Raw genomic sequence first — 15,269 nt, 5'->3', positions numbered from 1 at the left:
CTTGTCCTGGTGTCGGTTTCGGCGCGGACCATAGCGGCGGGCGGGCGCGTGTCACCCTCCCTCGTTCGCCAAGATGTTCGCAGGCTGCGGCAGGCCGAATTGGCGGCGGACCGCGATGCCACTATCTTTACGGGATGACGCGTGTTCGCTTCGGATTGACGGGCCTGGCCTTCGTGTTCCTGCTGGTGCTTTCGGCAGCGGCACTTCTCGGCAATTTGCCCGAGGGCCGCCTGCAGCCGACCGGGGGGGAGGATCCGCTTGCAACCCTGGGCGTGGCCCCTGGGATCGAGCATCCGCGCGAAAACCCGGTACCGCTCGAACCCCCGCGCGCCGAAGCGCCGCCGCTCGGCGAAGAGGAACTGGCGCCCTTGCCACCGTTCGACCCGGAACTTGCCGAGGATCCTCTCGACAGCATTCCGCAGCCCTCAGACGGGACGTCGGATGAGAAAAGCGGTCGCGAACTCGTCGAAATCTGATATTCCGGTCGCGTCTGACCGTGCGCCCCTAAGCGCCTGACTTCGACAGCAAACTCCCCCGGCCGCCCCTCCGCCTCGCGGGGATGAACCGCAAGTTCACCAACAGACTTATCCACAGGCTGCGGCGCGTCACGTTCGACTCCGCGGCTTTTTCGTTGCGTATAATATATCAAGAATTATCAATTTGTTACAGGAGATAAAGTTGAATTTCCCATAGTTGCCCATTGATTTCCCATGAAATCCCAGGCAGTGCTTATGCACATCGAAAGCGGGCGATGATCGGGGCACCCGGAAGCCTCCTTGTCGCAGGCGAAAAGCGGGCGGCCGGCGTCTGTTTTCGCTTTCGAAAAACGGGGATGGAGCGGTCCACTGGATACCGCGGTCTTTCAGGGCAATTGGCTGAACGCCGTCGACGCGAAGGGGCGGATGTCCATCCCTGCGCCGTTTCGCGATGTCGTGCAGCAGCGTGCCGGAGACCGGCGGGTGGTTCTGATGCCTCATCGGGGCGACTGGGACTGTCTCGAGGGTCAGACGACCACTCATGTCAGCCGGATCAACGAAGCTGCGAATGAGCGGTTCGCGCCGGATGACGTGTCCGTGGAAGAAGACATGGCGCGGCTGCGCGCCTTCTCGCTTTCCGTGCAGGTGCAGTATGAGGAGACAGGGCGCATCGTGCTGCCCGAGGATCTTCGCGAATTTGCCGAGATCGAGGGCGAGGTCCTGCTGGTCGGCCTCGGCGCGCATTTTCAGATCTGGAATCCCGACCTCTTCCTCGAACAGACCGGCGATGAGCGCCTGAAGAAGTTCATCCGGCGAAAGCTTGAGAAAGCACGGGCGAAATGATGTCGGCCGCTCATATGCCCGTTCTTCTCGAGGAGGTGATGGCGGCGGCGGCGCCGCTGGATGGAGCACTGGTCGTCGACGGCACGTTCGGGGCCGGCGGTTACTCGCGCGAGGCGCTGCGGCGCGGTGCGGCGAAAGTCTATGCCTTCGACCGTGATCCGGACGCCGCTTCGGCGGGGCGCGCTCTCGGGGTGGATGCGCTGGAAATCGTCGAGGCGTCTTTTTCCCGCATGGAAGAAGAGCTGGCCGCGCGCGGCGTCGAGGCGGTCGACGCCGTGATGCTGGATATCGGCGTTTCCTCCATGCAGCTGGATCAGGCGGAACGAGGGTTTTCATTCCGCGAGGATGGCCCGCTCGACATGCGCATGTCGCAGGCCGGTCGCAGTGCTGCCGACGTGGTGAACGAAACGGAGGAAGCGGAGCTTGCCGACCTCATCTACCTGTACGGTGAGGAGCGCCGCTCGCGCCAGGTTGCGCGTGCCCTTGTAGCGGCACGCCCGTTGACGCGAACCGCTGAGACGGCGGCCGTCGTGCGAAAGGCTGCCGGTCAGCGCCCCGGCCAGAAAACGGATGCGGCGACCAAGACCTTTCAGGCGCTGCGGATCGCCGTGAACGACGAACTCGGCGAGCTAGAGCGCGGCCTAGCCGCGGCAGAGCGGCTGCTTCGTCCGGAAGGGCGGCTCGTCGTCGTCAGCTTTCACTCGCTCGAGGATCGCATCGTGAAGCAGTTCCTGCGTGAGCGGAGCGGCGGAACTCCGGCAGGGTCGCGCCACCTGCCGGTGCAGGAGGCGGGGCCGAAAGCCACCTTTCGCAAACCCCGCAAGCAGGTGCGGGCGGGCAAGGACGAACTGGCGGGAAATCCCCGGTCGCGCTCGGCGACCTTGCGCTCGGCAGTGCGCACGAGCGCGCCGGCATGGAATGATGAAGGAGGGGCCCGATGACTGGTCATTTGAGAACATTCGGACTGGGCGTTACGGCGCTGTCCACGGCGATGGCGATGTATGTATCCGGGACCATCGTTTCCGCGGAGCGCGAGCAGATCGAGGATTTGCGGGTATCCATCGCCGCCGACCGCGACGAGATGGAGGAGCTGACCGCCGAGCTTGGCGTGCGCAGTTCGCTGGCGCGGCTGGAGCGGATGAACGAAAAATACTGGTCGCTGCGCGCACCGCAGGTCGGTCAGATCGTCAGGGGCGACCGCGAGCTGGCGCGCCTGCTCCAGCCCCGCCGCGAGCAGGAGTCCTCCGACGACCTGTTGCTGGCCAGCTACGAACCGGCAGCGCCCGGGTCTGCATCGGTGCAGCTTGCGGCGTCCGTTGAGCCCGCCGCGCCGGCGCAGCCGAAACTCATGCCCGCGGTGGTCCGCGCAGACCGAACGGAAACGCCGGTGCCACTCGCCGCCACCTCGGACGAAGGTGCTGCCGTGTCGGCGCCGAAGCCGCTTCAGGTGGCCTATCGCCAGCCCGTGCACGAGCCGGCCCGGCCGGACGTCGACCTCTTCTCTGATTCCTTCATGGCGGATATCGACACCGCTGCCGCTCTGGAACGCGCAAGCTACGGACCTGCCGTGCAATGAGCCCCGCCGCACTTCGCACCCACCGCGTGAAGCTTGCCGGACGGAGGCAGGCTTCGCTCGCGCGGGCGCGGCGGCGGTTGGTTCTGGCGATGGGCGCGTTTCTCTGCCTGACGCTCGTCACCACAATTCGGCTCGTCGAACTAGGCGCCGGGTTCGGGGCCAACGCGCGGATCAGTTACGCCGCTGCCGTCGATATCGGCCAGCGGGCCCCGATCGTCGACAGGAATGGGGCCGACCTGGCACGCTCCTTCCAGGCCTATTTTCTCGCCGTCCAGCCCCGCCGGGTCGTCGGGGACCGGAAGGAACTTGCAGCGGGCATTGCCGATATCCTCGGAGAGCGCGATCCGCAGGATTTGGAGCGGCTGCTGACCAGGGCCGGTAACTGGCGCTACATCCAGCGGCGCGTCCAGCCCGAGGACGCGGCACGGCTGAAGGCGCTGGGCGAACCGGGCCTGATCATCGAGCGGGAGTGGGAGCGGGTCTATCCGAACCGCACGCTCGCCGCACATACGCTCGGCTATGCGAATGTCGACGGGGTCGGGCAGGCAGGTCTGGAGCGCGAGCTCGACGAGCGGCTGACCGATCCGGCGCGGCTGGAAGAACCCGTCCAGCTGTCCCTCGATACCCGGGTTCAGCATGCGCTCGTTCAGGCCATTTCCAGGCAGATGGACAAGCATAGCGCGATCGGCGGCGGGGGTGTCGTCCTCGACGTGCGGACCGGCGAAGTTCTCGCGCTCACCTCTCAGCCGGTATTCGACCCGAATGCCGCCGGAGCCGGGACTGCGGACGCCCGCTTCAACCGCGCGACCTACGGCGTCTACGAGCTGGGTTCGACGTTCAAGGCCCTGACGATGGCGATGGCGCTCGACAGCGGGACGGTCACCTCGATGGCCCAGGCCTACGACGCGACGAAGCCGCTGAAGGTGGGCCGCTTCCGCATCCGGGATTCGCACCCGGAAAACCGCTGGCTGACGGTGCCCGAAATCTTCATGCACTCGTCGAACATCGGCACGTCGCAGATCGCGCTCGAAATCGGCGCCGAGCGTCAGAAAGAGTATCTGCGAGAGCTGGGAATGCTCGAGCGTCCCCATATCGAACTCGCCGAGCGCGGACGACCGCTCTACCCCGACACCTGGGGGGAGGTGTCCACGATGACGATCAGCTACGGCCATGGCATCGCCGTGACCCCGCTTCATATTGCAGCGGCTTATGCGGCACTCGTCAACGGAGGCATCTACCGCGATCCGACGCTTTTGAAGGTGGGTGCGGACGAAATGCGCGAGGGCCGGCGCGTCTTCTCCCAAGAGACATCGGACAGGATGAGGGAATTGCTGCGTCTCGTGGTCCTTGAGGGGACCGGGTCGAAGGCGGATGCCGAGGGATATAGGGTCGGCGGCAAGACGGGGACGGCGGAGAAGCCGCGAGCCGGCGGCTATGCCCGCAAATCGCTGGTGACGAACTTTGCCGGCGTATTCCCGATCGACGATCCGCGGTACGCGGTCATCGTCATGCTCGACGAACCCCAGGGCATCAAGGAAACCTATGGGTTCGCCGGCGCCGGCTGGACCGCAGCCCCGGTTGTGAAGGAGGTCGTGTCGCGCATCGCGCCGATTCTTGAAGTCGACCCCGATCCGGCGCGAGATATCGACTTGTCGGCGCTGCTCCAGCATGTTCATGACCGCGATGCCGGCGGTTGAGGAGTAGCGAGTATGCGGCTGGGAACGCTGATTGAAAACGATGCGGGGTCGCTGGCCGAGAAAACGGTGACCGGCTTTGCGCTCGACCACCGGAAAGTGGCGGCCGGCTGCGTGTTCGGAGCCTTTCAGGGCGCGCGCGTGAACGGCGAGGATTTCATCCCCGCCGCCGTCGAGAATGGCGCCCTGGCCGTGGTCGCCCGGGCCGAGGCCGAGGTCGACGGCGCGGTGCATATCGTATCGGAGGAGCCGCGCCGCCAATTTGCGCGCCTTGCCGCGAAATTCTACGGCCCGTTTCCTTCGACCACGGTCGCGATTACCGGCACGAACGGGAAGACCTCGACAGCGGAACTGACGCGTCAGCTCTGGCAGCTTGCCGGCCATCCGTCCGCATCCATCGGCACGCTTGGCGTCACCACCCGCCAGGGACAGGTTTCCACGGGCCTGACGACGCCCGACATCGTCACCTTCCTGTCGAACATGGCGGGGCTTGAGCGAGAAGGCGTCACCCACGCCAGTTTCGAGGCGTCGAGCCATGGCCTTGCCCAGTATCGTACCGAGGGATTGCCGGTCTCTGCAGCCGCCTTCACGAATCTCAGCCGCGACCATCTCGACTATCACAAGACGATGGAGGCCTATTTCGACGCGAAGATGCGTCTGTTCAGGGAGGTGGTCGATCCCGATGGGTCGGTCGTCGTCTGGATGGACGATCCGCACAGCGCGGAGGTCGTTGCAGCGGCACGCGACCGCGGGCTGAAGCTGCTGACGGTCGGACGTGGCGGGGACACGCTGAAACTCGCTGCTCAGGAGCCGACACATCTGGGGCAGACGCTGACGATCGAAGCATTTGGCGAGAGCTTCACGGTCAAGCTACCGCTGATCGGCGCCTATCAGGCAGCCAACGCTCTGGTGTCCGCCGGACTGGTCATTGCCACCGGCGGGGACACGGCCGAAACGCTTGGCCATCTGGCCCGGGTGGTTCCCGTCCGCGGCCGGCTCGAGCGGGTCGCCTTGTCGAAAGCGGGCGCACCGATCTACGTCGACTATGCGCACACCCCCGATGCTATCGAGGCAGCCTGCGAGGCGCTTCGTCCCCATACGAACGGAGACCTTCATATCGTCTTCGGGGCGGGCGGTGACCGTGACACTGGAAAGCGCAAGCCCATGGGCGAGACCGCGACACGCTGCGCCGACAAAATCTATGTGACCGACGACAATCCTAGGTCTGAGGATCCGGCCCGAATCCGCGCGGATGTTCTGGAGGGTGCGCCCGGTGCCCTGGAGATCGGTGACCGGCGCGAGGCTATATCCGCGGCCATTTCCGCTGCCGGACCCGAGGATGTCGTCCTGATCGCAGGAAAGGGACATGAGCAGGGGCAGATCGTCGGCGACCGGACACTGCCCTTCGACGATGTCGGCACCGCCCGGGAAGTGGCGGCGTGACGGCATTATGGACCTCCGCCGAGATCGCTGCGGCGAGCGGCGGACAGGAGACTGCGGAATTTTCCTGTGATGCCGTCACCTTCGACAGCCGCGAAGTGATGGGCGGCGAGCTGTTCGTGGCGATGAAAGGCGAGCAGGCCGATGGCCATGATTATCTGGACATGGCGTTCGACCGCGGTGCTGCCGGCGCATTGGTATCGCGGCCCAGCAATCACCCGCATGTCTTGGTTGAGGATGGCCTCGAAGGGCTAGAGGCCCTGGCGAAGGAGGCGCGGCTTCGCGCGAAAAACGCCTCGGTGATCGGGGTGACGGGCAGCGTCGGCAAGACGAGCGTCAAAGAGGCTATTCGTCATGCGCTTCAAGCAGCCGAGCCCGAGCGCACGCATTGGTCTGTCAAAAGCTATAACAATCATACCGGCGTCCCCCTGTCGCTTGCACGCATGCCGCGCGAGACCCGCTACGGGGTTTTCGAGATGGGCATGAACCACGCCGGTGAGCTGTCGCGGCTCACGCGGTTCGTCCGGCCTCATATCGCCATCGTGACCGCCATCGCGCCCGCCCATATCGAGTTCTTCGGAACCGAAGAGGCGATTGCCGATGCCAAGGCGGAGATTTTCGAAGGCCTGGAGCCGGGCGGCACGGCGATCCTGCCCGCTGACAGCCCGCATTTCGAACGCCTGAGAAGGGCGGCAACGCGCTACGCCGACCGTATTCTGACCTTCGGACTTTCCGAAGGGGCCGACATTCGTCCTCTCGGCGTCGAGCCGGGGGGCGAGGGGCGCGACATTACCGTGCAGGCGGGCGAGGAAAGAGTCCTGTTCCGGCTGATGCAACCCGGCGATCATTCCGTGCGCAATGCCATGGCCGCACTCGCCGCCGTCCATGCTGCCGGTGGCGACATCGCAGCAGCGGGACTTGGCCTCGCATCGCTTCGCGGCCTGGAAGGCAGGGGCGCCCAGTATCTGTTAGCCTGGGAAAGCGGCGAAGTTCGCCTGATCGACGAAAGCTACAATGCGAACAATGCAAGTATGGAGGCGGCGTTGTCCGTGCTTCGGGGTGCCGAGATTTCGGGCCGCCGGCTCGCTGTCCTCGGAGCTATGAAAGAACTCGGCGCGCGGTCGGATGAGTTGCATTTGGCTCTGGCGCGGCCCATCGAAGCGTCGAACGTCGACAGGGTCGCCCTTGTCGGTGAAGAAATGCGTCCGCTGGCCGAAGCGCTCGAAGCTCCCTTGTTCGACGCGGCTGCAGAGGCAGAGGCGTGGTTGCGTGATACGCTGGAGCCGGGCGACGCGGTTCTTCTCAAGGGGTCCAACAGCGTCGGCCTGTCGAAGATCGTTGCAGCGTTAAGGGGAGGGGCCGCCTGACATGTTTTATCACCTAGCCGAAATTTTCGACTTCGCAGGCGTCTGGAACCTGTTTCGCTATATCACTTTCCGCTCCGGGGCGGCGGCGATCACGGCGCTGGTTATCGGCCTGATGATCGGTCCGCGCATGATCGAATGGCTGCGCATGAAGCAGGGGAAGGGCCAGCCCATCCGCGAAGACGGGCCGGCCTCGCACTTGCTCACGAAACGCGGAACGCCCACCATGGGCGGGCTGATGATCCTGGTGTCGCTGACCGTTTCGACGCTTCTTTGGGCGCGCTTCGACAGTCTGTTCGTCTGGACCTGCCTGTTCGTCACCCTCGGCTTCGCCTTCATCGGCTTTACCGACGACTTCGCGAAGGTCTCGAAGGGGAATCACAAGGGGATTCCGGGGAAGGTTCGCCTCCTTCTCGAATTTCTCATCGCCGGTGTCGCAAGCTGGTTCATCGCCAATGCGACGGACACCGATCTTTATCTTCCGTTCGTGTCGTTCGGTCTGGAGCTGGGCGTGTTCTACATCGCCTTCGCCGCCTTCATCATCACCGGGTTCGGCAACGCGGTGAACCTGACCGACGGGCTGGACGGCCTGGCGACCATGCCGGTGATCATCGCGACCGTGACCTTTGCGCTGATTGCCTATTCGGTCGGCAATGTGCGCTTTTCCGACTATCTCGGCATTCTCTTCATCGACGGCGCCGGCGAGCTCGTGGTCTTCTGTTTCGCGATCATCGGCGCCTGCCTTGCCTTCCTGTGGTACAATGCGCCTCCTGCGGCCGTTTTCATGGGAGATACGGGAAGTCTGGCGCTCGGCGGGGCCCTTGGATCGATCGCGGTCGTCACCAATCACGAGCTTGTGCTGCTGGTCGTGGGCGGCCTTTTCGTGCTGGAAACGGTATCCGTCATCATGCAGGTGGCCAGCTTCAAATTGACGGGCAAGCGCGTCTTCAAAATGGCACCGATCCATCACCATTTCGAAGAGATGGGCTGGGCGGAATCGACCGTGGTCATCCGCTTCTGGATCGTGTCCATCGTTCTGGCCCTGGCAGGGCTAGCGACGTTGAAGCTGCGATGATCACCAGCGGCGCCTTTTCCGGACGCGCCTATCACGTCCTTGGTCTTGCCCGAACCGGCAAGAGCGTCGTCGACGCGCTGCTCGCAAGCGGCGCGGCGGTGGCCGCGTGGGACGACCGAGAGGAGGCGCGCGCCGCGACGCCCGACGAAGTGGAGATCGTCGATCCGCTGGACACTGATCTGTCGCGGTTCGATGCGCTGATCGTGTCGCCCGGCGTGCCGCTGAATACCCACCCCCTTGCCGCACGCGCTGCGGAGAGCGGCGTTCCGGTGATCGGCGACATCGAGCTGTTTGCTCAGGCCCGGGCGGCGCTTCCTGCCCACCGCGTCGTCGGCATTACCGGCACCAACGGGAAATCCACGACGACGGCCCTTGTTCATCATGCGCTGGACCAGGCAGGCATTCCGGCCCGGCTGGGCGGCAATATCGGCGCGCCGATCCTCAGTCAGGCGCCTCTTCCCGATGGCGGGGTCTATGTCCTCGAATTGTCGAGCTATCAGATCGACCTGACGAAGAGCCTGGCCTGCGACGTGGCGATCCTTCTCAACATCACACCCGATCACCTCGACCGCTATGACAACCATATGGAGGACTATGCTGCCGCAAAGGCGCGGCTGTTCGCCATGCAGGATGCAGACGGTGTGGCGGTGATCACCGGACGCGATCGCTGGTCCGAGGACGTCGATGCAAACCGGGCGGAGCTCTTCACCGGCGTGGCGGCGGATCAGCCGCAATGGCCGTCGCTTGCGGGGCCCCATAATCTTCAGAACGCGGTCGCTGCCGCTACGGCTTTGCGCACTCTTGGGCTAGCGGAAGAAGAGATCCTGTCAGGCTTCCGGAGCTTTTCCGGTCTCGCACACAGAATGGAGCGTCTCGGCGAGGTGGCCGGCGTCGAATATGTAAACGATTCCAAGGCCACAAATGCCGAGAGCGCCGCGCCGGCTCTTGCTGCTTTCCGCAATATCCACTGGATTATAGGCGGGCGGGCAAAGAGCGGCGATCTCAGCCAATGCGCCCCCTATTTCGGCCGGGTGAAGAGCGCGCTCCTGATCGGAGAGGCAGCCGACCTTTTCCGCGGCAGCCTGCAGAACGAACTTCCTCTTACGGAGCTTTGCGGGACGCTCGAGGCAGCCGTGTGCCGCGCCGCCGAACTTGCCGTTCCGGGTGATACGGTGCTGCTGTCCCCCGCCTGCGCGTCGTTCGATCAGTTTCGCGACTTCGAGGAGCGCGGGGAACGGTTCAGGACACTGGTCGGGGAGCTTTCGGGATGAGAATGCCGGGACGAGCCGACCGCACGGTTTTTGGCCGCTGGTTCTGGACCGTGGACCGGCCGCTTTTCATCCTTTTCCTCATCCTGATCTCGCTGGGACTGATCGCCGTTGCTGCGGCGTCGCCGGCGGCATCCCAGCGGCTGTCCGGCGCCAATTTCAAATTGCCCGAACTGTTTTTCCTGAAACGCCAGTTCATGTGGGTCGCGATCGGGCTTCCCGTCCTGATCGGCGTTTCCCTGCTGCCCAAGGACCTTGTCCGGCGCCTCGCGGTGCTGGGAACCGGGCTTGGACTGCTGCTTCTGGCATCGCTTCCCGTCATCGGGGCCGAAATCAACGGCGCGATCCGCTGGATCCAGTTTGGCGGATTCCAGCTGCAGCCCTCCGAATTTCTGAAACCGGCCTTCGTCGTGACGACCGCCTGGATCCTGTCGCTGCGCTTCGACGACGAGCAATTGCCCGTTTTTTCGCTGGCCGGTTCGCTTCTCGCCGTGACGGCGGGTCTGTTGGTGATCCAGCCCGACTATGGGCAGACCCTACTGATCGGAGCCGTCTGGGCCGGGCAGGCTCTGCTCGCGGGGCTCAGCCTGGCTTGGGTCGCGGCGCTCGGCGTTGCGGCCATCGCTGTTCTCGGGGCAGGCTACGTTTTCAGTCCGCACATTTCGGGGCGCATCGATCGCTTCCTGACCGGGGAAGGGGACACCTACCAGGCGGACCGCGCTCTCGACGCCCTGCGGTCCGGCGGGCTGTTCGGGACGGGGCCGGGGGGCGGGGAAGCGAAATATTCCCTGCCCGAGCCGCATACCGACTATATTTTCGCGGTGATCGGAGAGGAGTTCGGAATTCTCGCCTGTATCGCAGTGGCGGGGATCTTTCTCGCCATGGTCATCCGTGTGCTGTCCCAGCTGATCGAAGAGGAAGACCCGTTCGTCACGCTCGCGGCAAGCGGGCTTGCGGCCCAGATCGCGCTTCAGGCCTTCGTGAATATGGGCGTCGCGACCAGCCTTCTGCCCTCCAAGGGCATGACCCTCCCCTTCATCAGTCATGGCGGGTCGAGCTTTATCGCCCTCTGCCTGACCGCGGGGATGCTGCTCGCGCTGACGCGTCGCAACCGGTTCCTCAAGGCGTCCCCCTTCGGCGCGAAACTGCAGGCGGCCGAATGACGATCGCACCCGCAAATTTCCTCATCGCAGCCGGGGGAACGGGAGGGCATATGGTGCCGGCCCACGCCGTCGCGCGCGAGTTGGAACGGCGCGGCCATAGGGCGGTTCTCATCACCGATGAACGCGGTGCGAAAATTCCGGGGCTGTTCGAGGGAAATGAGGTCCATGTCATCGACGCGGCGACTCCGGGGAAGAACCCGCTGCGCTGGCCGAGGGCGGCGATGAAGATTCTCGCTGGCCGCCGCCAAGCACGGGAGGTCATCGGCGCCTTGCAGCCTGCCGCCGCGATCGGGTTCGGCGGCTATCCTGTCCTTCCCGCGATGATGGCGGCGACGAAGGGCGGGGTCCCTTCGCTTATCTGCGAACAGAATGCGGTTCTGGGGCGGGTCAACAGGCTGCTTGCACGCCGCGTCGACGCCATCGCCCTCAGCTTCCCCCAGACCGAACGCCTTTCGCATCCCGAAAAGGCTCATCTTACCGGCAATCCGGTCCGTTCCGATATCGCGGCCCTGGCCAATGCCCCATATCCGGAAGTCGACGGATTCTCGCCCTTGCGGATTCTTGTCCTCGGCGGGTCCCTCGGCGCGCGAATTCTCAGCCAGGTGGTGCCGCAGGCGCTCTCGCTGCTTCCCGATGCCTTGCGGCGGCGGCTTCAGGTCCTCCAGCAAGCGCGGGAGGAGGATTTCGAAACGGTCTCCGCGGCCTACCGGGAGGCAGGCATCCCGGCTGAAATCACGACATATCTCGAAGATGTACCGGCGGCGCTTGCCGACGCACATCTCTTCATCGGCAGGTCGGGGGCGTCGACGGTCACCGAGCTTGCGGCCGCGGGGCGCCCAGCCATCCTTGTCCCGTTGCCGATCGCGACCGACGACCATCAGGCCGCCAATACCCGCGAGATGGTTGCTGCCGGCGGTGCACGTATGATGCGCCAGGAGGAATTTACGCCCGAGGGGCTTTGCGCCCAGGTCGCATTGATGCTGGAGAAGCCGGAGACGCTGCGCAACGCCGCACGGCGTGCGAAGTCGACGGGCCGCCCCGACGCCACCCTGGCGGTGGCGGACCTGGCGGAACGCCTGGCCGGCTGTCCGGGCGGTACTGATGTAACAAGGGAAACGGAATGACCAAGCAGGCGGCGCACGCCACCTTTTCGAAGGCGCTCGGCACGATCCACTTCGTGGGGATAGGCGGCATCGGCATGTCCGGCATTGCCGAGGTGATGCACAATCTCGGCTTCAAGGTTCAGGGAAGCGACATTGCCGAGGGCTATGTCGTCGAGGGACTGCGCGAAAAGGGGATCGACGTCTACATCGGTCACGACGCTGCCAATGTCGAACATGCAAGCGTCGTCGTCGTGTCGACCGCCATCAAGCGCGGCAATCCGGAAGTCGAGGCGGCACTCGATCGCCGCATTCCGGTCGTACGGCGTGCCGAAATGCTTGCCGAACTGATGCGCCTCAAGTCGAACGTCGCGGTGGCGGGTACGCACGGCAAGACGACCACGACCTCGATGGTCGCCGCACTGCTCGATTCCGGCGGGCTGGACCCGACCGTCATCAATGGCGGCATCATCAACGTATACGGCACCAATGCCCGTCTCGGCACGTCGGATTGGATGGTGGTCGAGGCAGATGAAAGCGACGGCTCCTTCCTCCGCCTTCCTCCGACGCTCGCAATCGTCACCAACATCGATCCCGAGCATCTCGACCATTACGGCAGTTTCGATGCCATTAAACGGGCCTTCGTCGACTTTGTGGAATATGTGCCCTTCTACGGCGCGGCATTCCTTTGCATCGACGACGAGGACGTGCAGGCGGTGCTCCCTCAGGTGCGCGACCGGCGCGTCGTGCCATATGGCTTTTCCGCACAGGCCGACATCCGCGGCGAGAATGTGCGCCCGACGCCCGATGGGAACCGGTTCGACGTGCGGCTGCGGGACCGCGACGGGGAGGTTCGCAAGATTACCGATATCTTCCTGCCCATGCCCGGACGCCACAATGTCCAGAATGCGCTTGGCGCGATCGGCGTCGCCATCGAGCTTGGCATCGACGATCAGTCCATTCGGGAGGGCTTCGCAAGGTTCCGCGGGGTGAAACGCCGCTTCACCCGTGTGGGCGAAGTCGACGGTGCCATAGTCATCGATGACTACGGCCATCATCCGATTGAGATCAAAGCCGTTCTGCAGGCCGCGCGCGAAAGCGTGAAAGGCCGCGTCATCGCGGTGTGCCAGCCGCACCGGTATACGCGTCTGCGCGATCACATGCCCGAGTTCGCGACCGCCTTCAACGACGCCGACCGGGTCTATCTGACGCCCGTCTACGCGGCCGGCGAAGACCCCATCGACGGCATCTCCTCGGACGCATTGGCCGACAAGTTGCGCAAGGCGGGCCATCGTCATGTCGGGCTGGTCGACGATGCGGAGGACCTGGCCCGGACCTTGTCCGACGTCGTCGAACCGGACGACAGGATCATCTGCCTCGGCGCCGGAGATATCACCAAATGGGCGGCGGGCCTGGCCGACACGATCCGGCTTGTCAGGAGGGGCGATATTTGATGCCGCCACTTCCCGACGCGCGCGGAAAGCTGACCGAACAGGGGCGTCTCGACAATTTCACCTGGTTCCGCACCGGCGGACCGGCGGACTGGTTGTTCGAGCCGGCGGACGTTGAGGATCTCAGCGCCTTTCTGAAGGCCCTGCCGTCCGACTTGCCGGTGACGCCGATAGGCGTCGGGTCGAATATGATCATCCGCTCGGGCGGCGTGGCCGGGGTTGTGGTGCGTCTGTCCAAGGCCTTCGCGAAAGTGGAGGTCGAGGGGGAGTGCCGCATAAGGTCCGGCGGCCGTGCTATGGGGATTCAGACCGCAACGGCCGCGCGCGATGCCGGCATTGCCGGGCTGGAATTTCTTAGCGGAATTCCCGGCACAGCAGGCGGCGCCGTTCGTATGAATGCCGGTGCCTACGAACATGAAACGGCCGACATCCTCGTCGAAGCGACGATCGTTCGCCGCGACGGTACGGTCGCGGCTCTGAGCGCAGAAGAACTCGGCTTTCGCTACCGGCATTCCAATCTAGGCGAAGGCGATATCGTCGTGGAAGCGCTGTTCGAGGGGCGGCCCGGTGATCCCGTGGCCATCGGCGCGCGGATGGAGGAGATATCGGAAAAGCGCGAGGCCACGCAGCCGACCCGGACGCAGACGGGCGGCTCCACCTTTAAAAATCCAGAGGGCGGCAAGGCGTGGCAGCTTGTCGATGCCGCCGGCTGCCGCGGGTTCGAGATGAACGGAGCGCAGGTCAGCGAAAAACATACGAACTTCCTCATCAACACCGGCGCGGCGAGCGGCGACGATATCGAGACCCTGGGAGAGGAAGTGCGTCGGCGCGTGAAGGCGAATTCGGGTGTAGAGTTGGAATGGGAAATCGAGCGCATCGGACGGAGGGCGGCGGAATGAAAGTCGCCGTCCTGATGGGAGGCTGGTCCGCTGAACGCGAGGTGTCGCTGAGCTCGGGCCGCGGCATTGCCGAAGCGTGCCGCAAGCTGGGCCACGATACGGCCGAGATCGATATGGACCGGAATGTTGCGGCTGCGCTTGCCGAGGTTCGGCCCGACGTGGTGTTCAACGCGCTGCACGGCGTTCCAGGCGAAGACGGTTCGGTGCAGGGCCTGCTCGACCTGATGCAGATCCCCTATACCCATTCGGGCCTGGCGGCATCGGTTGTGGCGATCGACAAGGACCTGACGAAAAAGATCCTCGTCCCGGCGGGAATTCGGATGCCTGAGGGGCGCATCGTCGAGAGCGAAAGCCTGTTCGACGGCGATCCGCTGCCGCGGCCCTATGTGCTGAAGCCCGTCAATGAGGGATCCTCGGTCGGAATCGCGATCGTCACGGAGGATTCCAACTACGGGTCCCCGATCGGGCGTGATGTCCCCGGTCCCTGGCAGCAATTCGACAGGCTGCTGGCGGAGCCCTTTGTCGGGACACGCGAGCTAACCGTGTCGGTTCTGGCGGGCCGTCCGCTTGCCGTCACCGAGCTCACGCCGAAGCGCGGCTTTTACGACTATGAGGCAAAATATACCGATGGCATAACGGATCACCAATGCCCCGCGGCACTTCCGGACGAAGTCACCGAGGCCGCTCTCCAGTTGGCGCTGCAGGCGCACCGACAGCTCGGATGCCGGGGGGTCAGCAGATCCGACTTTCGCTACGATGACGGCGCCGGGCCGGACGGGCTTTGGCTTCTGGAAGTCAACACTCAGCCGGGAATGACACCGCTCAGCCTCGTCCCGGAACAGGCCCGCTATGTCGGCATCTCCTACGAGCAGCTGGTGCAGCAGATTATCGACAAGGCTTTGGAAGAGCGGAATAGCTGA

The 15,269-nt window shown here is 64.5% G+C and carries 14 protein-coding genes; all 14 read left to right on the top strand.

Going from position 1 to position 15,269, the window contains the following annotated elements:
• Positions 1–134: 134 nt before the first annotated feature.
• The 14 genes from KCN53_RS09780 (at position 135) to KCN53_RS09715 (ending at position 15,269) form a co-directional block, all read left to right on the top strand.
• Entirely contained in the window at positions 135–476 is a 342-nt protein-coding gene (locus KCN53_RS09780) for a hypothetical protein (RefSeq protein ID WP_088712557.1), read from the top strand.
• Positions 477–902: 426 nt separating this feature from the next.
• Complete coding sequence (locus KCN53_RS09775; RefSeq protein WP_143712232.1) at positions 903–1,319, top strand: division/cell wall cluster transcriptional repressor MraZ; 417 nt, start codon at positions 903–905, stop codon at positions 1,317–1,319.
• Positions 1,316–2,260, top strand: coding sequence for a 16S rRNA (cytosine(1402)-N(4))-methyltransferase RsmH (rsmH, locus tag KCN53_RS09770; RefSeq protein ID WP_088712559.1), 945 nt, complete (start codon positions 1,316–1,318; stop codon positions 2,258–2,260). Before KCN53_RS09775 ends, rsmH begins: the two co-directional genes overlap by 4 nt.
• Entirely contained in the window at positions 2,257–2,895 is a 639-nt protein-coding gene (locus KCN53_RS09765; protein ID WP_088712560.1) for a hypothetical protein, read from the top strand. Before rsmH ends, KCN53_RS09765 begins: the two co-directional genes overlap by 4 nt.
• Positions 2,892–4,592 carry a peptidoglycan D,D-transpeptidase FtsI family protein gene (locus tag KCN53_RS09760; protein ID WP_088712561.1) on the top strand — a complete coding sequence of 567 codons (1,701 nt, stop codon included), beginning with the start codon at positions 2,892–2,894 and terminating at the stop codon, positions 4,590–4,592. The genes KCN53_RS09765 and KCN53_RS09760 overlap by 4 nt, the downstream gene beginning before the upstream one ends.
• A 12-nt stretch (positions 4,593–4,604) precedes the next feature.
• Complete coding sequence (locus KCN53_RS09755) at positions 4,605–6,032, top strand: UDP-N-acetylmuramoyl-L-alanyl-D-glutamate--2,6-diaminopimelate ligase (protein ID WP_088712562.1); 1,428 nt, start codon at positions 4,605–4,607, stop codon at positions 6,030–6,032.
• The gene (locus tag KCN53_RS09750) at positions 6,029–7,396 is read left to right on the top strand and encodes a UDP-N-acetylmuramoyl-tripeptide--D-alanyl-D-alanine ligase (RefSeq protein ID WP_088712563.1); all 1,368 of its coding nucleotides are present in this window, start codon (positions 6,029–6,031) and stop codon (positions 7,394–7,396) included. Before KCN53_RS09755 ends, KCN53_RS09750 begins: the two co-directional genes overlap by 4 nt.
• Position 7,397: 1 nt before the next feature.
• On the top strand, positions 7,398–8,468 hold the full coding sequence (mraY, locus tag KCN53_RS09745; protein ID WP_088712564.1) for a phospho-N-acetylmuramoyl-pentapeptide-transferase: 1,071 nt from the start codon (positions 7,398–7,400) through the stop codon (positions 8,466–8,468).
• Positions 8,465–9,739 (top strand): UDP-N-acetylmuramoyl-L-alanine--D-glutamate ligase, encoded by a 1,275-nt coding sequence (gene murD, locus KCN53_RS09740; RefSeq protein ID WP_088712565.1) that lies wholly within the window; start codon positions 8,465–8,467, stop codon positions 9,737–9,739. Before mraY ends, murD begins: the two co-directional genes overlap by 4 nt.
• 2 nt (positions 9,740–9,741) lie before the next feature.
• The gene (locus KCN53_RS09735; RefSeq protein ID WP_317988417.1) at positions 9,742–10,899 is read left to right on the top strand and encodes an FtsW/RodA/SpoVE family cell cycle protein; all 1,158 of its coding nucleotides are present in this window, start codon (positions 9,742–9,744) and stop codon (positions 10,897–10,899) included.
• A complete protein-coding gene (gene murG, locus KCN53_RS09730; RefSeq protein ID WP_088712567.1) occupies positions 10,896–12,023 on the top strand; it encodes an undecaprenyldiphospho-muramoylpentapeptide beta-N-acetylglucosaminyltransferase in 1,128 nt (375 codons plus the stop codon). Before KCN53_RS09735 ends, murG begins: the two co-directional genes overlap by 4 nt.
• Positions 12,020–13,453 carry a UDP-N-acetylmuramate--L-alanine ligase gene (murC, locus tag KCN53_RS09725; protein ID WP_088712568.1) on the top strand — a complete coding sequence of 478 codons (1,434 nt, stop codon included), beginning with the start codon at positions 12,020–12,022 and terminating at the stop codon, positions 13,451–13,453. The genes murG and murC overlap by 4 nt, the downstream gene beginning before the upstream one ends.
• On the top strand, positions 13,453–14,349 hold the full coding sequence (gene murB, locus KCN53_RS09720; protein WP_088712569.1) for a UDP-N-acetylmuramate dehydrogenase: 897 nt from the start codon (positions 13,453–13,455) through the stop codon (positions 14,347–14,349). Before murC ends, murB begins: the two co-directional genes overlap by 1 nt.
• On the top strand, positions 14,346–15,269 hold the full coding sequence (locus KCN53_RS09715) for a D-alanine--D-alanine ligase (protein ID WP_088712570.1): 924 nt from the start codon (positions 14,346–14,348) through the stop codon (positions 15,267–15,269). Before murB ends, KCN53_RS09715 begins: the two co-directional genes overlap by 4 nt.

The sequence above is a fragment of the Pacificimonas aurantium genome (assembly GCF_020092905.1).
GTDB lineage: Bacteria > Pseudomonadota > Alphaproteobacteria > Sphingomonadales > Sphingomonadaceae > Pacificimonas > Pacificimonas aurantium.
This window is presented reverse-complemented; position numbering and strand designations above follow the sequence as displayed.